This window comes from Aeromonas sp. 600276 (assembly GCF_049175815.1).
In the GTDB taxonomy this organism is placed as follows: Bacteria; Pseudomonadota; Gammaproteobacteria; order Enterobacterales; family Aeromonadaceae; genus Aeromonas; species Aeromonas dhakensis.
In genome coordinates, this window is sequence record NZ_JAAKVU010000002.1 from 24,221 (window position 1) to 44,946 (window position 20,726).

Sequence of the window (20,726 nt, forward strand, 5' to 3'; positions counted from 1 at the left end):
AAGTTTTTGTTTCTAAAACCGATACACTGATCACATCAGTATGAAGCTAGGAAATGGTGGCATGAGTTCTCTTTCTGTTCAGGGGCGGATCACCCTGATCGCCGGTTGTTGTTTGTTGGCCAGTGCCGGTGCCCTGGTGGCCTCTTCTCTCTTCAGTGCTGCCAACATGCAGGATCAGGTGCTGACTTCTACCACGGCGGAAGCCCAGAGTGCGGCCGAAAACTGGATGAAGGCGATGGGCTCGGAGCAGGCGGCCAAGGTGACCAGTTATCTGGACGAGGCCTACTTCCGGGCAACCCTGCTGGGCCAGGGGATCCTGTTCCAGCGCAAGAATGCGGCCGACAATTTCGGCTCCTCCGAATCACTGCGTACCGCCGTCAACCAGCAACTGCATGACGCGGCCGCCTCCTCCGATCACCTGCTCGGCGTCTATGCGGTGTTCGAGCCGGACCAGCTCGACGGCGAAGACAGCAACTACCACGGCTCCAGCGCGCTGGGCTCCAACGATCAGGGGCGTTTCTCCACCTACTGGGCGCGGGTCGACGGCAAGATTGAACCCGAGGTGCAGGACGAATCCGTGCTGGCGGACGAGAGCCCGACCGCGGCCGGCGGGGTGGAGAACGAGTGGTATCGCTGCAGCATTCGCAGCAAGGCCCTCTGTCTGCTGGAGCCTTATCTGGACGATGTGGGGTCGCAAAAGGTATTGATGACCTCGGTGACAGTGCCTCTGCTGGAGCAAGACAAGCTGCTCGGCATGGTCGGGGTCGATATCTCGCTGACCGCGCTGCAGAGTCTGGTCAAGGAGATGGATCAGGAGCTCTATGAGGGGCAGGGCAAGGTGCTGCTGGTGAGCAGTCAGGGCCGTGTTGCCGGGGTGGACGGCTTCGACGTCACCCTGGGCAGTCCGCTCGGTCAGCAGTATCAGACCCTGACGGCCGCCTTGCAGGGCTGGCTGGGCCAGGGGCAGGTGGCCAGTCGCTGGAGTCCGGACGGCAACCTGCTGCAGACCTTCGTACCGGTCAAGATGCGCGGTACGGAACAGAAATGGGGCATCTACATCGAGCTGCCGCGCAGCGTGGTGCTCGCCTCGGCCCTTCAGCTGCAGGACGATCTCTCCGGCCAGGCCAGCCGCAGCGTGATGACCCAGCTGCTCATCGGTGGCCTCATCTCGGCGGTGGCGCTGATCTGCATCTGGCTGATGGCCCATCAGATAGTGGCCCCCATCCGCGCCGTGGTGGCCCGTCTCAAGGACATTGCCAGCGGCGAGGGGGATCTCACCCAGCGCATCGAGCTGCGCCGTGACGACGAGATTGGCGAGCTGGCCAAGTGGTTCAACAGCTTCTTGAACAAGCTGCAGAGTACCATCAGCCAGGTCATTGATACCGTTGCCGGCACCCGGGCCAGCGCGGAGCAGGCGGCCAGCGTCGCCGAGCGCACCAGTGCCGGCATGCAGGCTCAGTATCAGGAGGTGGACCTAGTGGCGACCGCGTTCGAGGAGTTGAGCGCTACCGCCCTGCAGGTGGCCAGCAACGCCAACTCGGCGGTGGCCGCTGCCAACGAGGCCGACACGGCGGCGCAGGAGGGCAAGTACGTGGTGGCCGACACCCAGGAGGCGATGCGCAAGCTGATGGCTGTGATCAGCGATGCCAAGCCGGTGGTGGAGCACCTGTCAGCCAACAGCGAGAACATCAACGACATCCTGGTGGTGATCCAGGGGATCGCCGAGCAGACCAACCTGCTGGCGCTCAACGCCGCCATCGAGGCGGCGCGGGCCGGCGAGCAGGGGCGCGGTTTTGCGGTGGTGGCGGACGAGGTGCGCAATCTGGCGGGCCGCACCCAGAACGCCATCGTCGAGATCCAGACCCTCATCGGCCAGCTGCAGTCCGGCACCGAGGCGGTGGTGAAGGCGATCATGACAGGCCACGGCCAGGCGGATCTGACGCTGACCAAGGTCGATCTGTCGGTCAGCGTGCTGGAGCAGATCATCCACGCGGTCGGCACCATACATCAGATGAACGAGCAGATCGCGAGGGCGGCGCAGGAGCAGAGCGGGGTGGCGGACGAGATCAATCGCAACGTCAGCAACATTCGCGATGTGAGCCACACCATCCGGGCCGAGGCGGCCAGCTCCGCCGAAAATGGTCGCGAGCTGTCGGCGCTGGCCGACAAGCAGCAGCAACTGGTGGGGCAGTTCAAGGTATAGGTATAAGAAAAAAGGCGCCTTCCAACCGGAGGCGCCAAACACATTCAGATGACAGACTGGGTTAAATCGGTCCGATTTAAGCCCCTCTTCCCGCAGAGGAAGAAACACAACACCACAATCGCACTCCAGAGACTCACAAAAATCACATGTAAACCAACATGGAAGAGAAAAAGTGAGCCATATGGCAACGGATTGCGAAGCGAATTATGTTTATTCACTGGTCGACCCGCAACCGACAAATTATAATGCGGCCCATTAGAAAAACTCATCGTCGGCTGGTCTCATGTCTCGTCGTTTACCCCCGCTCAACGCACTGAAAGCGTTTGAAGCCGCGGCTCGTCATTTAAGCTTCACCCGCGCTGCGGAGGAGCTGTTCGTGACCCAGGCCGCCATCAGTCACCAGATCAAGGCGCTGGAAGAGTACCTCGGTATCAAGCTGTTTCGCCGCAAGAACCGCTCTCTGTTGCTGACCGAGGAGGGGCAGGGCTACTTCCTCGACATCAAGGACATCTTCACCTCCATCTCGGAGGCAACCGACAAGTTGCTGGCCCGCAGCGCCAAGGGCGCGCTCACCGTTTCTCTGCAGCCGAGCTTCGCCATCCAGTGGCTGGTGCCGCGGCTGGTCAAGTTCAGCGAACGTCATCCCGACATCGACGTGCGGATCAAGGCGGTGGACATGGATGAGGGCTCGCTCACCGACGACGTGGACGTGGCCATCTACTACGGACGCGGCAACTGGCCCGGGCTGCGGGCCGACAAGCTGCACACCGAGTATCTGATCCCGGTCTGTTCACCGCTGCTGCTGACTGGTCCCAAGCCGCTGCGCACCCCGGACGATCTGACCCGCCACACCCTGCTGCACGACACCTCGCGTCGCGACTGGAAGGCCTGGTTTCGCCAGCTCGACATCGATGCCCCCAACGTCAACCAGGGGCCCATCTTCAGCCACTCCACCATGGTGATCCAGGCCGCCATTCACGGCCAGGGGGTGGCCCTTGGTCACAGCGTGCTGGCCCAGCCAGAGATAGAGGCAGGCCGCCTCATCTGCCCGTTTGAGCAGGTGCTGGTGAGCAAGAACGCCTTCTATCTGGTGTGCCAGGAGCAGCAGTCCGATCAGGGCAAGATAGTCGCCTTCCGCGACTGGATGCTGGAACTGGTGGAGCAGGAGGAGGCCCGTCGCCGGGCCCGGCTGGCCGATGCATGAGGTGATCCGGGAGGGGGCTGTTGATGCCCCCGTTCGCATTCTGTTGGCCCACGGCGCCGGGGCCGGCATGGAGCACGCCTTTCTGGCCGAGCTGTCACGGCTGCTGGCCGGGCCCGAGATCGAGGTGGTGCGTTTCAATTTTCCCTACATGAGCAAGCGCGCCCTGGATGGCAAGCGTCGTCCGCCGGACCGGCAGCCTGTCCTGCTCGACCACTGGCGCCAGATGATCGAGGCGTTTGCCCATCCCAGACTGTTTCTGGCGGGCAAATCCATGGGTGGGCGGATGGCGGCCGAACTCTATCAGGAGAGTGAGGACGAGATGAATGCTGCAGGATTGCTCATTCTCGGGTATCCTTTCCACCCCCCGGCCAACCCCGACCGCTGGCGGGGCGAGGTGCTCAAGCAGATCAAGACGCCAACCCTGCTGTTGCAAGGGGAGCGCGATACCTTCGGCACCCGTGCCGAACTGGCTGATTTCCCCTTCTCATCCGCCGTATCGGTCCATTGGCTGACCGATGGTGATCATGGTTTCAAGCCGCGCAAGAGCAGCGGTGCGAGCGAGCAGGGCAACCTGCGCCAGGCGGCCGAACGGATCAAGGATTTCATTGCGACCATCCCGGCGCGGGGTTGAGGCTGGCGCGGGACAACAAGGAGGCAAGGGATGCAATTTCATCGACATTGGCTGGTGCTGGCGGGCTTTTTCGGCCTGACGGCGACCATGCTGGGCGCCTATGGTGCCCACGGTCTGGCGGCCACCGGCATCGACCCTTCGCGTCTGGCGGCGTTCAATACCGCCGTGCAGTATCAGTTTTTTCACGCCCTGGCCCTGCTGGTGCTGGGGTGGTGCGGTGTGCGCAGCAAGGTGATCAACCTGGCTGGCTCCGCCTTTGTGCTGGGGATCCTGGGATTCTCCGGCAGTATTTACGCCATGGTGCTGCTTGGCAGCAAGGGCTTGGGGCTCATCACCCCGGCCGGTGGCCTCTGTTTTATGTTGGGATGGGCGGCCCTGATGTGGGCCGGCTGTCGTCTTGGAGGAAAGAATGAATAATCTGCTGCTTTATTGCCGCCCCGGTTTTGAGAAAGAGGCGGCGGCAGAGATCACCGAACGAGCCACTAACATGCAGTGTTATGGCTTTGCCCGGGTCAAGGACGACAGCGGCTACATCATCTTCGAATGCTACGGTGAGGAAGAGGCCGACCTGCTGGCGCGCAAGCTGCCCTTCAAGGAGCTCATCTTCATCCGCCAGATGCTGGTGGTGACCTGCGAGCTCAAGGAGCTGGATCTGGCGGATCGGATCACCCCGATCATCGAGGCGACCCGCGACTACGCCATCTGCGGCGATCTGCGGGTGGAGACGGCCGACACCAACGAGGCGAAGGAGCTCTCCGCCTTCTGCCGCAAATTCACCGTGCCGCTGCGCCAGGCGCTGCGCAGCAACGAGATCCTGACCAAGAAGGAGACCCCGAACCGTCCGGTGTTCCACGCCTTCTTCCTGGCCAACGACCACGTGTTGCTGGGTTACTCCTACTCCTTCAACAACTCCGCCTTCCACATGGGGATCCCGCGTCTGCGCTTCCCGGCCGATGCGCCGAGCCGCTCCAGCCTCAAGCTGGAAGAGGCCTTCTACGTGTTCGTACCGCGGGAAGAGTGGGACGTGCGGCTGCGCTCCGGCATGAAGGCGGTGGATCTCGGTGCCTGCCCGGGCGGCTGGACCTATCAGCTGGTACGTCGCGACATGATGGTGACCGCGGTGGACAACGGCATGATGGCGCAATCCCTGATGGATACCGGCCAGGTCAAGCACATCCGCGATGACGGCTTTGTCTGGCGTCCCAGCAAGAAGAACATCTACTGGCTGGTGTGTGACATGGTCGACAAGCCGGCACGGGTGACCCACATGATCGCCGACTGGTTCCGCGAGGGTGATTGCCAGGAAGCCATGTTCAATCTCAAGCTGCCGATGAAGAAGCGCTACGCCGAGGCGGTGCACAACATTCAGGTGTTGCGTGAACTGCTGGCGGAGATCGACGGCGGCTTCATCATTCAGGCCAAGCAGCTCTACCACGATCGCGAAGAGATCACGGTGCACGTCTTCAACAAGTACTGGGTCTCCAAGCTCTCCCCCCAGGAGTGAAGGCTGGCTGACATGGACTGACAAAAAGGCCGACAACCCCAAGGTTGTCGGCCTTTTTATTCGGCTTGCGTTCAGAAGCGATAGTCAAAACGCAGCGAGGATTCGCCATCGGTAAGCTTGAGCTCGATGTCGAGCGGTATGGTGCGATCGGTCGGGCTGAACTCCAGCTTGACGCCGTTGCTGCGCAGCTTGAGAGAGGTGTTCATGCCGGCTGTCTTGAACTTGATCCTGGGCTTGTGCTGCTCGAAGGAGAGGCTGACGCTCTTCTCGGCGGTCAGGTTGAGCTTCTGATAGGGAGTGACCTGACTGTTGCCATTGCTGTCGGTGACGACATCCATCCCGAAGGAGAGGGGTTTGGGAGCCTTGAGCAGGTCATTGGTATCCAGGGTGGATTGCCAGACCTGGCTGGCCGGCTGGCTGGATGCGGGCAGCTGGGGCCAGGCATTCTCGACCGGTCTGTCCATTGCCATGACATTGCTGCTGATGAGCAACAGGGTAACGATAGCGCGCATAATGGATCTCCTTATCCCTTATCTATTGAACATAGTAGCCAATCGACAAAGGGGGGAGCGCGCCGTGAGATAAAACAAAGGGAGCCGAAGCTCCCTTTTTAAATCAACAAGTTGGCACCAATTACAAACGATCGATGATGGATTGGGTGAACTCGCTGGTGGAGGCGCTGCCCCCCAGATCCCGGGTCACCCGGTCGCCGGATTCGATGGTGGCGCGCACCGCTTCGCGAATGCGCTCGGCCTTGTCCTGCATACCCAGATACTCCAGCATCTGGATGGAGGCGAGGATCACCGAGGTGGGGTTGGCGATGTTCTTGCCGGCAATGTCCGGGGCAGAGCCGTGCACCGCTTCGAAGATGGCGGCGCCATCACCGATGTTGGCGCCCGGCGCCATGCCGAGGCCGCCGACCAGACCGGCACACAGATCCGAGAGAATGTCGCCGAACAGGTTGGTGGTGACCATGACGTCGAAGCGCTCCGGGTACATCACCAGGTTCATGCAGGCGGCATCGACGATCATCTCTTCGCTCTGGATGTCCGGGTAGCGGCTGGCCACCTCACGGGCCACTTCCAGGAACAGACCGGAGGTGGACTTGAGGATGTTGGCCTTGTGGATGATGGTGACCTTTCTGCGCCCTTCCTGACGGGCCAGCTCGAAGGCGAACTTGACGATGCGCTTGGCCCCTTCGCGGGTGATGATGCTCATCGCCTCCGCGCTCTGGTTGTCATCGCTGCGCTTCTGACCGGCACCCGAGTACATGCCTTCGGTGTTTTCACGCACCGTGATGATGTCGATGTTGTCGTAACGGCTGCGGGTGCCCTTGAAGGAGAGCACGGGACGCACGTTGGCGTAGAGGTTGAACTTTTTGCGCAGGGAGACGTTGATGGAGGTGAAACCGCCACCGACCGGGGTGGTGAGGGGGCCCTTCAGGGTGACCTTGTTCTTCTCAATCAGGTCGAGTGTGGCCTGGGGCAGCAGCTCGCCGTGTTTCTCCAGCGCCACCAGACCGGCGTCGGCGTATTCGTATTCGAAGTCACAGCCGGCGTGGGTCAGGATCTGGATGGCGGATTCGATGATGCTGGGGCCGATGCCGTCGCCCGGGATGACGGTAATTTTTCTTTTTGACATGAGACGTATCCACTTCTAGGGAACAGAGGGGGAGGATTCGGCGGTTTTATACCATTTCTCCACCTAACCCTCCATGTTTCTTTACATTCTATCTGTTTTTGTCAACAGCGAGAGTGAGTCCGGTCATGCTTGGCGAGATAGCGTCATCAGGCATCCGGGGCGGGCGGATAACGGATCTCCCGCAGGTTGAAGCCAAGGGGGATGTCCCGCTGCAGCCGTACCAGTCGCTGGGCCAGCAGGGCCTCATCCTGGTGTTGGCGCAGCTTGAGCAAAGGCTTGGCGGCGTCCTCCTGCTGGCAGGCGGTCAGCATGGCAGCGAGATCGCCGTATTGCTGCAGCAGCTGGGTGGCGGTCTTGGGGCCGATGCCGGGCACCCCCTTGATGTTGGAGCCACCGATGCCGGTCAGGGCCCAGAAGTCCACCAGCTGGGCCGGGGTCACCCCGTATTGCTGCTCGACGAAGGCGGCATCCAGCCAGCGCTTGTTGAAGTAGTCGCGGATCCGGATCTGCGGGCAGATGAGCTGGCAGAAGCCCTTGTCGGTGGAGATGATGGTGGCGCTGGCACCGTGCTGGGCAATGCCGCTGGCCAGGGTGGCGATGAGATCGTCCGCTTCGTCGGTCTGGGAGAGCAGGGCATCGACGCCGCACTCCCAGAAGGCATCCTGCAGCTCGTTCAACCCTTCGCGCAGCTCGGCCGGCATGGGCGTGCGCCCCTCCTTGTAGGCGGGATAGACCTCCTTGCGCCAGCTGTGCACCTCGCCATCGAACACCGCGATGACGTGGGTCGGATCGCTGCCGGCCAGCAGTTTGCGGCAGGTATTGATGAGGTTGGCACGGGTGGCGATCAACGCCTGGGCCGGAGTCAGCGCCTGCTGAGCCTGCACTGCGTGCAGCCGGCGGATGAGGTTGAGGGCATCGATGATGAGCAGGTGTGGCCTTGGGTTTGACATGGGGCACTCTTGGCAGTCGGAACGTCCCATTGTAACAAACCAGCGGGCTCAATGGGGGATTGATGGCCGAAGGGCAGGCCGCAACAAAAAAGGGGCGCCATGCGCCCCTCGTTTCATCTGTGCTGCCCGTCAGCGCACGATTTCGTAGCAGGGCACATACTGGCTGCCCGGCAGCTTCATGCGCTGCTGTTTGACGAAGCTCTCCAGCAGCTTGTCCATCAGGTGCATCAGCTCCTTGTCACCATGGATCTTGAAAGGACCCTTCTTCTCGATGGCGCGGATACCCCCTTCCTTGACGTTGCCGGCGACGATGCCGGAGAAGGCACGGCGCAGGTTGGCCGCCAGCAGCTGGGGCGGCTGGTTGCGGTGCAGATCCAGGCTGGCCATGTTGGCGTGATCCGGTTCGAACGGCAGCTGGAATTCCGGCTCGATCTTGAGGGACCAATTGAAGGAGTAGGCATCCCCTACCGATTTGCGGTATTCGCGGATCTTCGGCATCGCCTCCTTCATCACCCGGGCCACCTCGGGGGCATCGCCGATGATGATGCGGTAGAGGCTGGTGGCCGCTTCCCCCAAGGTCGCCTTGACGAAGTCATCGATGGCGCGGAAGTAGTCGGCACTCTCTTTCGGTCCGGTCAGCACGATGGGCATGGGTTGCCGCTCGTTGGCCGGGTGCATCATGATGCCAAGCAGGTAGAGCAGCTCTTCGGCGGTGCCGACCCCGCCCGGGAAGATGATGATGCCGTGGCCGAGGCGCACGAAGGCCTCCAGCCGCTTCTCGATGTCCGGCAGGATCACCAGCTCGTTGACGATGGGGTTGGGCGGCTCTGCGGCGATGATGGAGGGTTCGGTGAGGCCGATGTAGCGGCCGTTGCGCACCCGCTGCTTGGCGTGGCCGACGGCGGCCCCCTTCATCGGGCCCTCCATGGCGCCCGGGCCACAGCCGGTACAGATGTTGAGCTCGCGCAGTCCCAGCTCGCTGCCGACCGCACGGGTGTACTGGTACTCGATCTCGTTGATGGAGTGGCCGCCCCAGCAGACCACCAGATTGGGGTCGGCGCCGGGCAGGATCGCCTTGGCGTTGCGCAGGATGGCGAACACCACGTTGGAGATGTGGGTGGAGCTGGTGAGGTTGACCAGCCGGTTCGACTCCAGCTGGGTCGACACATAGAGGATGTCGCGCAGCACGGAGAAGAGGTGTTCCTGAATGCCGCGAATGATCTCGCCATCGACGAAGGCGTGCTCGGGGGCGTTGAACAGTTCGAGCTTGACCCCGCGCTCGCGCCGGATCACATGAATATCAAAGGATTTGAAGCGCTCCAGTATCTCTTTGGAGCTGTCGGTATGGCTGCCGGAGTTGAGTACCGCCAGCGAGCAGTTGCGAAACAGTTGATAGATATCGCTGGAGGCGGTTTGCTTGAGGCGGTCCACCTCGAGCTGGGACAGCAAGTCCATGCTGCCGACTGGATTGATGTGCGTAATCATATGTTCCCCTTTCACTCTCTTGTTATCGTTGTGCTTTTCCCTGGGGAGAAAACGGGATGCCCTGTGGCATCCCTTGAATTTGATAGTAGTTGCAAGCGGTGGGGCAGGGGAATAGGGGGAAAGTGCGTTTGCTGCTTTTTTAGGCGCTCGTCAGGCCAGATTCACCTGATCCCGACCCGAGTGCTTGGAGCTGTAAAGCGCCTTGTCGGCCCGCTCGAATGCATCCGTGGTGTGGTCCCCCTCCCTGAACAGGGTGGCGCCGATGGAGATGGTGATCTCGACCCTGGCATCCCGAAAGCGGAACGGAATGCTCTTGATGGTCTGGCGCAAGGTTTCCAGCGGTTTCTGATACTTGTCCGGGTTGATGTTCGGCAGCAACACCACGAACTCCTCGCCGCCGAAGCGGGCGATGAAGTCGGTATCGCGCAGGGCCCCCTGCAGCGCCTTGGCCACTACCTTTAACGCCTTGTCGCCGGCCATGTGGCCGTAGTTGTCGTTGATGTTCTTGAAGTGGTCGATGTCGATGATGGCCAGGCACAGCGGGGTGCCGTAGCGCAGCCAGCGCTTGTATTCGAGCTCGAGCCGCTCGTCGAGTGCCGCCCGGTTGTGCACCTGGGTCAGGCTGTCGAGGAACAGCTTGTGTTTCTGGATGGTGAGCCGCTTCTTGTACTCGGCGGTCTCCTCCTTCATCAGTCGCAGCTTGGCCTCCATGGTGGAGAGGCGGGTCAGCAGGTGGCGCTCGCGGGCGGCCATGGCTTCCCTGTCCTGCAGCAGCAGGCTGATGGCGCCCATGTGACCGGAGATGGCCTCCTTGAGGTCGCCCAGGGTGTCATGGCTGGCCAGGGTATGGTCGATGGCTTTGAGCTCCTGGTCGATGGCCTTGCGGGTATCCAGGGTGGCACTTTGCAGGGCCCGCCCCTCGTCGAGGGATTCGGTGAAGCTGAAGTGGACGGCCGAGAGGCTCTCGTTGAGGGTGCTGAGAAACGCCTGGGAGGCTTTGCGCTCCTCGCGGGTGCCCTCGATGATGAGCTCGATCACCTGCAGGCAGATCTCGGCCAGCAGGGGAGGGGTGATGCCATTGAGTAACTGGCGGCGAATGTCCGCCAGGCTCTCGCCCACCGCACCGGCAAAGTCGAGCTCGGTGATGAGCCGCTGCAGCTCGTCGGCGATGTGGGCGTGGATCTTGACGTCAAAGGGGGCATCCGGCTCAGGGGCGGCCAGATCGGTGACCACCTCAGGCTGACTGCTCTGGGCCAGCAGGGGCTGGCTGGGCAGCAGCTGGATCTTGATGGCCTGCTGGTAGAACTCCAGCAGCCGGATCACCTTCTTCTGGTGATCGCCGATGCCATAGCCATCCGGGCTCGCCAGAAACTCCTTGAGGGATTTGCGGGTATCTTCCGGGAAGCCCTTGATGGCCTTGAGTTGCTTGGAGCCGAGTTCGATGGCGGACCTGGTCAGGGAGATGGACTCTTCCAGCGCGTTGCCGTGCTGCTGCAGCAGCTTCTCGATGACCGCGAGATCGGCGTCGAGGGAGGAGAGCGGCGGGTTGCCGTCGAGTTTCTGCTTGAGCTTGGCGAGTTTGTTGTCCAGCTCCCGGTCGTGACCGCGGCAGGCCTGCATCAGCTTGGCGATGAACTGGATGCTGCGGGCGCGCTCGGTATCGGAGAAGGAGACAATGCCGTCCAGCTCCAGCTGTTTTTGCTGAAGGGATTCCCTGAGTCTGGCCAGTTGTCCGGCTACGGCAGCGATATCATTCATTATTCAGGTCGCCCTGTTGTCATTATCGTTGTTGTGTTGGATAGCAACAGCGGTCGAACCCAGTTCCAGACCCAGTTGATTATCTATTCGTCACTGATCAACCGGCACTCTCTTCCGTGAAAGTTGAAGCCAATTAACCCATTGCTTTTCATGAGAAGAATTTACTTTTACCAGTCCCTTGTCAATTGCCATCAAGCAGCATTGCCACACATCCCCATTAAAAAATGCGGCCTGCTGGCAATCGATGGCAGCCAGCTCCAACCAGACGCTTTGCTGGGATTTTTCACTGAGCTGAATGGCTCCTGCCAGCGCCAGATAGCAGAGGTCGAACAGCCCGTGATGATCGAGGGCGGTGGCCGCCTTGGGCAGGAAGGGGTGGCTGACGATGCCGAGGCTGATGTGGCGATCGAGCGGATGCTGGCAAGGGAACTCGGCCAGTGCGGCGAGCAGCTCGCGGGCCAGCCGGTGCAGATCCTCCACATGACGCTGGGGCACCACATAGAGCAGATGACCTTCGCGAAGGTCGTAGATGCGGCCATCCTGCGGGGTGAGGCCGTTGACGTAGGCACCGAAGGCCTGCTCTATCTCGCGGCTCACCTGGTAGCCGTGCTGCTCCAGGCTGTTGACCAGGAAGGGGACCCGAAACAGCAGGTAGTGCAGCTTGTCGTCAAATTCGCTGCTGGGCAGCTCGCTCAGATACCAGCGCTCGGAGCGCTGCTGGCGCTTGGCCATCTCCCGTGGCCAGCGGCTCATCAGTCGCTGCCAGTTGGCCAGCCCGGTGCGCGGCTCGAGCAGCAGCGCCTCGCCCAGCTGCTTGCCCTGCAGGCGGGCGACCCGCAACTTGAGCCAGAGGGTGAAGAAGAGGTAGATGAACAGGGTCAGCAGCAGGCCGGTTATCACGCTCGACCAGAGGTAGCGATCCTGTTGATGCTTGCTGGTGCTGAGCTGCTGCTCCAGCTCCTTGATCTGCTGTTCACGCTCCACCTGGGCGTAGTTGTCGCGGATCGCCTCCTGCTCCAGATCGACCTGCTGCTGGCGGACCTGCTCGCTGCGCTGGTGGAAGTTTTTGTAGCTCTCCAGTGCCTGCTGCAGATAGCCCTTCTGCTCGTAGGCCGCCGAGAGCAGACGGAAGATCTCGAACTGGCGCTGGGTGTCGCCGATCTGGTTGGCCAGCGCCAGCGCGTTCTCCAGCTGCAGGATGGCGATGCCCGCCTCCTTCTGCTTGAGGTGCAGCTCGCCCAGCAGCAGCAGGGTGTCGATCAGCGGCTCCTTGTCATCCCCCAGCTCGTGGGACTGGCGGGCCGCGGTGAGGTAGTTGCGGGCCAGGGTCAGGTTGCCGGTTTCCAGATAGGTTTTGCCTATTTCGTACTTGAGGTTGGCGATGCGGGTGCGGTTGGTGCCCTCGTCCAGCAGATCCAGGGCGTTGAAGAAGTAGACCAGCGCCATGTTCATCTCTCCCTGCTCCCGGTTGAGGCGGGCCAGCACGATGAGGGCGTCGCTCAGCAGGGAGGGGTTGCCGAGGGCGTGGAAGTAGTTGGCGGCCTCATTGGCATACTGCAGCGCCTTCTGCGGCTCCTGCTCCTCTTCATAGAGGTTCACTATCTGGTTCGACAGCAGGCCGAGGAAGAGGGGATCCTGCAGGCCTCTGGCCTGCTGCTGGGCATCGATGTAGTCGCCCAGCGAGAGCTGCGGCTGCTTGAGGGCGTGGTAGAGATCGCCGCTCACCGCGCTGACCCAGGCGCTGGCCAGCGGGTTCTTGGTCTGATCCGCCCAGCGGCGGGCTTCGGCCAGCTGGCGCTTGGCCTCGTCGAACTGGTGCGCCTCTATGCTGGCATTGGTGCGCAGCAGCCGGCTGTAAACCTGCAGCTGGCTCTCTTTCAGGCTGGGGGTGCTGAGCAGGGTCTCCAGCTGACCAAGCAGGCCGCTGCTGGCACCGTGGGAGCGTTCCAGCAGGTTCTGGCTGCGGATCTTGAGGTAGAGGCCGTGGGCCTGCAGCTCCAGCTGCTGCTCCTTGGCCGCCATGGCGATGCCCTGATCGAGGGACTTCTGGGCGGCCTGGAACTGGCCCAGTTGCAGCAGGCACTCCCCCTTGAGCAGGTGGGCGCCGGTGGCCTGGGCGGCGGTGCCATAGCTCAACAGCGGCTCACGGTAGCCGTACTCTTGGCGATTGCTGATGATTTGCTTGGGATTATTGGCCGTGCGCGCAAGGAAGGCGGAGGTGATCTGCACGCATCTGGCAGGATCGGTCAGCACCAGGGTCTGGGCCTGTTGCAGATCGATGGACAACTGCTCCTTGGCCAGATCCAGATCAGGAGCGGACAGGGAGGACATCATCATTGCCAGAAAAAACAGTTGATTCATTGGATTAAGGGCAGCACGGGAGTGAGGGCATGTTATCCAAGCCCGCCCCCGTGCGTCCAGAGTTTACTGACAGATTGCGCGCCAGCCCCGTTATCCGGGCGCTGGCGGCGCAGAGCTGCGGGGGCAGGGCCTGCGAATTATTGCCGGATCAGGCGCAGGTTGGCCGGCACCACTTCCCAGTCGCTGCGAAACGGGTTGATGTCCAGGCCGCCGCGGCGGGTGTAGCGAGCGTAGACGGTCAGCTGGCTCGGTGCGCAGAAGTGCTTGAGATCGGTGAAGATCCGCTCGATGCACTGCTCGTGGAACTCGTTGTGCTGGCGAAACGAGATGAGGTAGCGCAGCAGTTTTTCCCGGTCCAGCTGCGGGCCGCGATAGTGGATCACCACGGAGCCCCAGTCCGGCTGGCTGGTCACCAGGCAGTTGGACTTGAGCAGATGGCTGTGCAGGGTCTCCTCCACCTCCTGGCTGCCGGCCGCACCTTGCAGCAGGTTGGCATCGAACTCGTAGCGGTCCACCTCGATATCCTGCTCGTCGATGCACTCGCCCGGCAGGGCGGCAATGTGGTGCGGAGCCTGGACCAGCGGGAACAGGGTGACGCTCACATCGCTGCCGGCACAGGCGCTCAAATCCTTGACCAGCATGGCCTGCACCGCTTCCAGCGAGTCGCAGCGGGTCTGGTTGAAGGAGTTGAGATAGAGCTTGAACGACTTGGATTCGATGAGGTTCGCGCTGGTGGCAGGCACCGAGACCTCGCCGACGGCGACCATGGGCTTGCCTTTGGCATTGAGCCAGGAGAGCTCGTACAGGGTCCAGACATCGCAGCCCTGGAATGGCAGCTCGCCGCCAAGACCGAGGTCGTCGCGGTTTAGGCTGCGGGGCACCGGCTGCAGCAGGGCCGGGGTGTACTGGCTGATGTAGGCCGATTGCTGGCCCAGGCTCAGCCCCTGCAGGGCGCTGGCGCCGGCGTATCTATCTTGTTTGCTCATCTGTGTGACTCGAACGTTGAATGGGCGATGGCAGAGGCATGGGCCCCGCTTGGGGTGGCAAGGCGGGGAGTGCCGGCTGGCGATCCGCGCTTCACCTTGTCTGCTCATGGCTTTGATGGTGCAATAGCGGACTTTGGCAGCAATTGTGGGGAATTTCGATGTCGGATCAAGTCTTGTCTGCCCTGGAACACTTTTTTTTGCGCTGGCAGCGCGACGGCGAGGCGAGGCGAGGGCTGCCCCTGTGCGAGTGGGAGGCGGACTGGCGCTCCCCCTGCGAGCTGGATGAACCTAAGGAAGGTCGGGTCGCCTGGCGCCCGCATCGGCGCACCGAGCCCGCCGATTTCACGGCGATGAACGAGGCGCTCGAGCTGACCCTGCACCCGGCCGCGCAGGCCCTGTTTGGTGGCTGGTTCAGCCGCCCTGTGCCCTGCCTCTACAAGGGGCTGCGGCTCGAGTTTGTGCTGCCTTGGAACGAGGCGGATCTCGACCTGCTCAAGGAAAACCTCATCGGCCACCTGCTGATGCTGCGCAAGTTGAAGCGCTCACCCTCTTTGTTCATCGCCACCACCCGCAACGAGATGACGCTGGTATCGCTTGACAACGAGAGTGGTCAGGTGTGGCTGGAGTGGCTCGACTCGGGCCGCCGATTGGTGCTGGCGCCTTCTTTGCCCGCGTTCCTGGAGCGGCTGGAGACCCTGCCGCAATAAGCGGCGTTAGCCACAATGAAAAACGCCTTGCCGACCGGCAAGGCGTTTTTGTTTGGTTCACCGCCGGGCTCAGTCCTTGAAATCCCAGGAGAGGTTGGCGACCAGCCGGCAGGGATCGCACTTGAAGTCGAAGATCTCGTGCAAGGGCTCGGCCAGCGCCCACTCGCCACCGCAGCCCGGACAGGGGCGGGCCTTCTCCTCGGCCGCACTGCGGCCACCTACCCGGTAGAGGTAGTAGTAGGTGGGGATGCCGGTCAGGGCTTCCAGCCGCTTGCCGAGATCGCTGCCACGGCGCTGGAGCCGGCTGCCCACCTCACCGATTTCGTGCAGCGCCGCATGTTCGGCGATGGAGCCGTTCATCTGCAGCTGATCGCACGCCTCCCAATCCTCCTGCCACTTGATGATCTGCTTGTGGTCGCCGTTGGCGACGGCCGGCAGCCGATAGAGCGGGATGGGGGCGAAGTGATCGCCGCAGCGCAGCGGCGAGCAGGTGTGCAGGAAGCTGGTATAGAGCAGCATCCAGCTGGGGCGCTCGCCATCATGGCCGCAGGGGTCGGTGCTGTCAGAGAGCAGGTCCGCCCCCTGCAGGTGGAGTTTGGGGGCGAGCAGCCCGGCCTGGTGCAGGCCCTGCTCCGCCAGCTTGACCTGTTCGCTCTGGTTGTCGGGGTGCAGGCTGTCCTGCTCCGGGCAGACCACCCGGCTGACGAAGTAGCCCTCGTGCATGCTGGTGGGGAACTCCCGGCCGAGGATCTGGCCCTGATAGCGCAGCATGTCGAGGTAGTTGACGATGGCTCGCTCGGCCTCGCCCAGCGAGGTGTCACGGTAGCACTCAAAGCAGAGTTCGAGGATGTACATGGTTCACGACTTCCCCTGCTGGAGCAGCAGTTCGGTCAGCCGATCCACTTTGCGTTCGATACGTTCGAGCCGTTCGGCAAGCTGCAGCAGGGTAGGCTCGGCGGCGGGAGCGGGGGCTTCCTGCGCCGGGCTTGCGACTTCCGGGGCGGCTGCGGGTTGCTGCTTCCACTGGCTCAGCACTTTGAGCAGCTCGGCCATGGGAACGGGCTGGCCGAGGCGGGCCTTGACCATGGCGGTGGTGGGGGCGATGCCCTTGGCCGCCAGTTCATTGGCGATGCGGATGATCTCTTGGGCTGACATGAGTGCTCCTGCACGGCATGGGGATATTGGGGCTGGACGGGGCACAGAGCTTAACCAAAGCGCGGGAGACTGAAAAGCGGGAAGCGGGTCAATCGTGCCGGCGCAGCAGTACGTCCAGCTCGTCGATGGTTTCCGACCAGTCCGAATCGTTCCACAGGGCATCGCGCAGAAAATTGGCCTGGGCGCTGGTCCAGAAGGGGGCTTCCGGCAGCAGGGTCTGGTTGTCGAGGCGGTGCTCGTGAATGAAGCGGTGCAGGCTCAGCTCGTCGTTGGCCAGCCCCAGCTGGGCAAACAGGGCGGCCAGATCGTGGGTCAGGAACTCCATCTCATCTCTCCGAAAAGACATTCCAGAACAGTATAGGCTCGCCCCGAGGCGGGAGATTTACAGGCTGGGTACCCGATGTGGCGGGAGGTCAACGCCGACCACCTGCAGCCCCTGCATGCGCAGTTGCCCCAGGTAGTGGCTCTCGCCATCGCTGGAAAATTCGAACTCGTAATAGGTGAGCAGGCGCAGCGGCTGGTGGGCCAGCGCCCGGTGGCTGCGTGCCAGCGACAGCAGTTGCAGGTCGTGATGCTGGCAGTAGCGGCGCATGTATTGCCAGGCGAGTTCGGCCTGGCGCCGCTGGTGCCAGAAGGCACCTGCACCCAGGGTCAGCAGCAAGATGGCGAGCACTTCACCCATCGCGGGCTCCTTTTGCGGTGTGTCCGTGTCGGGTGGCGCCCCGCCAGGGGGCGGGCGCCGCTATCATCAGGCCGAGGCGAACAGGCGGCCGATGGCCTGGCCCAGGGCGTCGCTGCGCTCGGGGTCGCGTAGTCTGGCCAGCATATCATTGCGCAGGGCCGGCAGGGTCACCAGTTCGGCAAATACCTGATTGAAGAACTGGGTCGGCTGCAGGGCCAGCTGCTCCAGGAACAGACTGAGCAGGGTGGCATCCTTCAGATCGGGCCAGAGCCGACCGGCGATGGCCAGCAGCAGGGCCGGGCTCGGCTGGGTTTGCAGCAGGGTCAGCAGCTTGTTGGTGCGCATGCTGCTGCCGTTGCAGGAGGCCAGCGCCCGACACAGGTAGGCCAGGGTCTCGGCGTTGGGCTCGGCGCACTCCTGCTCCTTGCCGATGCGCTCGAACAGGGCGCCCTGTACGGCCGGCGGCAGCGGGGCGTTCTCCAGGCTCTGGCAGAGGGCATAGAGCGGCTCTTGCGGCAGCTTCGGCAGTGCCTTGCACACCAGCGCCAGGTTGCGCTCATCCTGCAGCCGCTCCGCCAGATCGGCAAAGCCCTGTACGCCGAGGGTCTGCCACCCCTCGGGAGAGGGGGCGGACAGGTAGTGGCAGAGCCCGTCGTAATAGGCGGACGGGGCCTGCTCCAGCTGGCGGGCAAGCTTGGCGTGCAGGCTGGCCATCTTGGCTTCGGCCGGGCGGAAGGTGTAGGGATTCTCAGCCAGCCGCTGGGCCTTCTCCTCATCGAGCTCGCCGGTCAGCTTGTAGCCCAGGGTCTCCACCACCTGATCCATGAAGTGTTTGGGGCCGCTCGAGATGAGCAGACCGCGCTCGTCGAGGGCAAACTTGAGGAACCAGAGGTAGTGGCGCGATTCGGCCGGCTGGAAGAAGTGGACGCCGAGCCAGGCGTGCTGCTGCAGGGGCCAGGGATAGGGCTCCTGCTGCTGCTCGATGCGCACGAAGGTGTCGCTCGCCAGCGGCCGCACCTGGCGGCCCATGTCGAACAGCTGAAACTGGGTATCGGCCTGGGTCAGAAAGTCAGTCAGAGTATTGATGGTGGACATGAGGTGATCCGGCTAAGGGTGATGCGGGCCGATTATAAGGCGCTGGCACAAGATAGCCAGCGGGGAGGCGTGTTGCGGCCGGCGGCGACCCGTACGGATGGCCGCCGGGGGCATGGTAGAGAGCGGGGGAGAGGGTGTATAGTAGCGCCCTTTTTTGCAAAGCCCGGTTTGCTGTTGACTGAACCGCGAACCGGGGATGTGGTGATGAGGAAGAGAGCGCAATGAATCAATATCTGCTGGTAGCCGGCCTGCTGGGCGAACTGACCGCTGAACTGCAACGTCTGGAACGTTGGCAAGCGACCCATCCGGGGGAAGAGGCTCTGGCCAGCGAGCTGCCGTTTTGCGTCGATACCCTGAGCTTCGATCAGTGGCTGCAGTTCGTGCTGATCCCGCGCATGGAGCAGTTGGTGCTGCTGCAGGCGCCGCTGCCCAGCAGCGTCTCTCTCTATCCCATGGCCAGTGAAGTCTACAAGGAAGAGCTGGCCGAGGTCGAAGCCCTGCTGCGCCTGATCGCCCGCTTCGATCTGCTGCTCTCCGGCAAAGTGGTCGAACAATGATGAGCGAGCAGACCCAGGGCCATCAGAAGAAAACGCAGACGGGTGACGGCTCCTATGCTTGCACCACTCAAGACGACGGCGAGATGAAGCTGACCCTGCTCTACCAGGATGACTGGCTGGTGGCGGTCAACAAGCCCTCCGGTCTGTTGGTGCACCGCAGCTGGCTCGACAAGGCAGAAACCCGTTTTGCCATGCAGATGACCCGGGATCTCATCGGCGGTCGTCACGTCTATCCGGTACATCGGCTGGACAGACCCACTTCGGGGGTGCTGCTGTTTGCCCTCGATCCTGCCGTGGCCCGTACCCTGACCGAGGCCTTTGCCGCCCGTCAGGTCCACAAGGAGTATCTGGCGCTGGTGCGAGGCTGGGCTCCGGAGCAGGGGGTGATCGACTACCCCCTCAAGGAGCAACTGGACAAGATCGCCGATGCCATGAGCGATCCGGATCGTCCGGCCCAGGAGGCGGTGACCGCGTTTCGTCGCCTGCATCAGGTCGAGCTGCCCCATGCGGTTTCCAAGAAACACCCCACCAGTCGCTACAGCCTGGTTCGGCTGTTCCCCAAGACGGGTCGCAAGCATCAGCTGCGCCGCCATCTCGATCATCTGTTTCACCCCATCGTCGGTGACACCACCCACGGCGATGGCCGCCACAACCGCTTCTTTCGCGAGCACTATGGTTGCGATCGCCTGCTGCTGGTGGCCCGCACCCTCAGCTTTCAGCACCCGGTGCTGAAGGTGCCGATGCGCATCCAGGCCCCGTTGGGGCCACACGTGCTGCAGCTTTTTGCCGCACTGGGCTGGCCTGCCAGCGAGAGCGACTACTGAGGCGTTCGGGGTGTTGCCTGACTCCGCGCTGTGGCATGCTGGGCATCCATGTTGGTCAAAGGGGGTCGTGATGGTGCAGATAGATATAGTGGTGGGAACCGTGTACGGGGCTGCCATGCTGGTGGCCGAGACGCTGGCTGCGCGGCTGGAACAGGCGGGGCACGGCTGCCGGGTGTTCGAGGAGGCCGAGCTGGAAGATCTGGATGCGAGTCGATTCTTGCTGGTCATCACCGCCACCACCGGCCAGGGCGACATTCCGCCCAATCTGCAACCACTGGCTACTGCCCTGGCTGATCGAGCCCCCTATATGAAAGGGTGGCGTTATGCCCTCATCGCCATGGGTGACAGCAGCTATGAGCACTTCTGCGGCGCCGGTCGCCACCTCGATGGACTGCTGCAGGAGCTTGGCGCCAGCCCTCTGCTGCCCCGCCTGGAAATAGATGCCACCGTCGACGATGAGCCGGAAAAAGTGGCGCTGGCCTGGCTCAATGACTGGCTAAATAAACTCTAGCGACCACTCTTTTTCATCACTTATAGATCCCCGTTCAGTCCGTCTGGCGGGGATATTTATTTTGTGGGGCAGGCCAGTCTCAACTGGCCATATTTTCCCGCTATTTCTCCGGTTATTTTTCAAGCCGTTCCTTGTTTGCTCAGTGATTTATTTCGGCGCCAGCTGACATGCCGCAAATTTAAAAGTTCCCCATTGAAAGCGATTTCAGTCATGTTTTTGTCATCAATTTGAATGTTTATCACTTAATCTTCGAAGCGAATTAATTGTTGGTAGCGGTTTCATGGTGGATCTTTTTGCATTTCAACCATAGTGAATAGTGAGTTGTTGCATAAATTTACGGTTATCCATCCCATAAAACCCTCTGCGGCCAATGCTGGGCGATTTGTCGCCATTTTGTGAATCAGCTCATGTTTGTCCCGAAATTGGCTACCTATAATCGGCCTCGGTTATCACCCAAACGTTTTTACGGTGA

Annotated in this window: 21 protein-coding genes; 9 read left to right on the plus strand and 12 right to left on the minus strand. The window is 62.1% G+C overall.

The genetic code is table 11. The annotated features are described in order from the left end of the window. The first annotated feature begins 61 nt into the window (after positions 1-61). The 5 genes from G5134_RS02250 (at position 62) to rlmM (ending at position 5,542) form a co-directional block, all read left to right on the plus strand. Positions 62-2,203 carry a methyl-accepting chemotaxis protein gene (locus G5134_RS02250; RefSeq protein ID WP_017779835.1) on the plus strand — a complete coding sequence of 714 codons (2,142 nt, stop codon included), beginning with the start codon at positions 62-64 and terminating at the stop codon, positions 2,201-2,203. A gap of 283 nt (positions 2,204-2,486) precedes the next feature. Further along, on the plus strand, positions 2,487-3,407 hold the full coding sequence (locus G5134_RS02255) for a transcriptional regulator GcvA (protein WP_005303519.1): 921 nt from the start codon (positions 2,487-2,489) through the stop codon (positions 3,405-3,407). Beyond that, a complete protein-coding gene (locus tag G5134_RS02260; protein ID WP_065018149.1) occupies positions 3,400-4,038 on the plus strand; it encodes an alpha/beta fold hydrolase in 639 nt (212 codons plus the stop codon). The genes G5134_RS02255 and G5134_RS02260 overlap by 8 nt, the downstream gene beginning before the upstream one ends. 30 nt (positions 4,039-4,068) lie before the next feature. Further along, positions 4,069-4,455, plus strand: coding sequence for a DUF423 domain-containing protein (locus G5134_RS02265; protein ID WP_043171107.1), 387 nt, complete (start codon positions 4,069-4,071; stop codon positions 4,453-4,455). After that, positions 4,448-5,542, plus strand: coding sequence for a 23S rRNA (cytidine(2498)-2'-O)-methyltransferase RlmM (gene rlmM / locus G5134_RS02270; protein ID WP_005303513.1), 1,095 nt, complete (start codon positions 4,448-4,450; stop codon positions 5,540-5,542). The genes G5134_RS02265 and rlmM overlap by 8 nt, the downstream gene beginning before the upstream one ends. Before the next feature lie 71 nt (positions 5,543-5,613). Here the strand turns inward: rlmM and G5134_RS02275 are convergent, their stop codons facing one another. The 7 genes from G5134_RS02275 to queF form a co-directional block, all read right to left on the minus strand. After that, a complete protein-coding gene (locus G5134_RS02275; RefSeq protein WP_065018150.1) occupies positions 5,614-6,054 on the minus strand; it encodes a hypothetical protein in 441 nt (146 codons plus the stop codon). A 121-nt stretch (positions 6,055-6,175) separates the two neighbouring features. Beyond that, the gene (locus tag G5134_RS02280) at positions 6,176-7,183 is read right to left on the minus strand and encodes an isocitrate dehydrogenase (RefSeq protein WP_421231848.1); all 1,008 of its coding nucleotides are present in this window, start codon (positions 7,181-7,183) and stop codon (positions 6,176-6,178) included. Positions 7,184-7,329: 146 nt separating this feature from the next. Further along, complete coding sequence (xni, locus tag G5134_RS02285) at positions 7,330-8,133, minus strand: flap endonuclease Xni (protein ID WP_373360308.1); 804 nt, start codon at positions 8,131-8,133, stop codon at positions 7,330-7,332. A gap of 129 nt (positions 8,134-8,262) precedes the next feature. After that, entirely contained in the window at positions 8,263-9,618 is a 1,356-nt protein-coding gene (gene ppnN, locus G5134_RS02290) for a nucleotide 5'-monophosphate nucleosidase PpnN (protein ID WP_005303505.1), read from the minus strand. 150 nt (positions 9,619-9,768) lie between these two features. Beyond that, the gene (locus G5134_RS02295; RefSeq protein ID WP_206865672.1) at positions 9,769-11,376 is read right to left on the minus strand and encodes a GGDEF domain-containing protein; all 1,608 of its coding nucleotides are present in this window, start codon (positions 11,374-11,376) and stop codon (positions 9,769-9,771) included. A 90-nt stretch (positions 11,377-11,466) separates the two neighbouring features. Next, the gene (locus tag G5134_RS02300) at positions 11,467-13,737 is read right to left on the minus strand and encodes a hypothetical protein (RefSeq protein ID WP_043171957.1); all 2,271 of its coding nucleotides are present in this window, start codon (positions 13,735-13,737) and stop codon (positions 11,467-11,469) included. Positions 13,738-13,874: 137 nt separating this feature from the next. After that, positions 13,875-14,723, minus strand: coding sequence for an NADPH-dependent 7-cyano-7-deazaguanine reductase QueF (gene queF / locus G5134_RS02305; RefSeq protein WP_065018152.1), 849 nt, complete (start codon positions 14,721-14,723; stop codon positions 13,875-13,877). A 158-nt stretch (positions 14,724-14,881) separates the two neighbouring features. Between queF and syd the strand changes: the two genes are divergently transcribed. Then, the gene (gene syd, locus G5134_RS02310) at positions 14,882-15,430 is read left to right on the plus strand and encodes a SecY-interacting protein (protein WP_010634792.1); all 549 of its coding nucleotides are present in this window, start codon (positions 14,882-14,884) and stop codon (positions 15,428-15,430) included. A 69-nt stretch (positions 15,431-15,499) separates the two neighbouring features. Here the strand turns inward: syd and G5134_RS02315 are convergent, their stop codons facing one another. The 5 genes from G5134_RS02315 to G5134_RS02335 all read right to left on the minus strand — a co-directional run bounded on the left by G5134_RS02315 (position 15,500) and on the right by G5134_RS02335 (position 18,362). Next, positions 15,500-16,285 carry a Zn-ribbon-containing protein gene (locus G5134_RS02315; RefSeq protein ID WP_042009249.1) on the minus strand — a complete coding sequence of 262 codons (786 nt, stop codon included), beginning with the start codon at positions 16,283-16,285 and terminating at the stop codon, positions 15,500-15,502. Between the two features lie 3 nt (positions 16,286-16,288). Continuing rightward, the gene (locus G5134_RS02320; RefSeq protein WP_017787787.1) at positions 16,289-16,585 is read right to left on the minus strand and encodes a DNA-binding protein; all 297 of its coding nucleotides are present in this window, start codon (positions 16,583-16,585) and stop codon (positions 16,289-16,291) included. A gap of 88 nt (positions 16,586-16,673) precedes the next feature. Next, positions 16,674-16,910, minus strand: coding sequence for a DUF2789 domain-containing protein (locus G5134_RS02325; RefSeq protein WP_005303490.1), 237 nt, complete (start codon positions 16,908-16,910; stop codon positions 16,674-16,676). A 57-nt stretch (positions 16,911-16,967) separates the two neighbouring features. Next, positions 16,968-17,267, minus strand: coding sequence for a DUF3301 domain-containing protein (locus tag G5134_RS02330; protein ID WP_005303488.1), 300 nt, complete (start codon positions 17,265-17,267; stop codon positions 16,968-16,970). Positions 17,268-17,333: 66 nt separating this feature from the next. Then, positions 17,334-18,362, minus strand: coding sequence for a DUF3549 family protein (locus G5134_RS02335; RefSeq protein WP_065018153.1), 1,029 nt, complete (start codon positions 18,360-18,362; stop codon positions 17,334-17,336). Positions 18,363-18,583: 221 nt separating this feature from the next. Here G5134_RS02335 and G5134_RS02340 point away from each other — a divergent pair, with 221 nt between their 5' ends. The 3 genes from G5134_RS02340 (at position 18,584) to G5134_RS02350 (ending at position 20,254) form a co-directional block, all read left to right on the plus strand. Next, positions 18,584-18,919 (plus strand): YqcC family protein, encoded by a 336-nt coding sequence (locus G5134_RS02340; protein WP_005303485.1) that lies wholly within the window; start codon positions 18,584-18,586, stop codon positions 18,917-18,919. After that, positions 18,916-19,743 carry a tRNA pseudouridine(65) synthase TruC gene (truC, locus tag G5134_RS02345; RefSeq protein WP_197495623.1) on the plus strand — a complete coding sequence of 276 codons (828 nt, stop codon included), beginning with the start codon at positions 18,916-18,918 and terminating at the stop codon, positions 19,741-19,743. Before G5134_RS02340 ends, truC begins: the two co-directional genes overlap by 4 nt. A gap of 70 nt (positions 19,744-19,813) precedes the next feature. After that, complete coding sequence (locus G5134_RS02350; RefSeq protein WP_065018154.1) at positions 19,814-20,254, plus strand: flavodoxin; 441 nt, start codon at positions 19,814-19,816, stop codon at positions 20,252-20,254. The last annotated feature ends 472 nt before the right edge of the window (positions 20,255-20,726 follow it).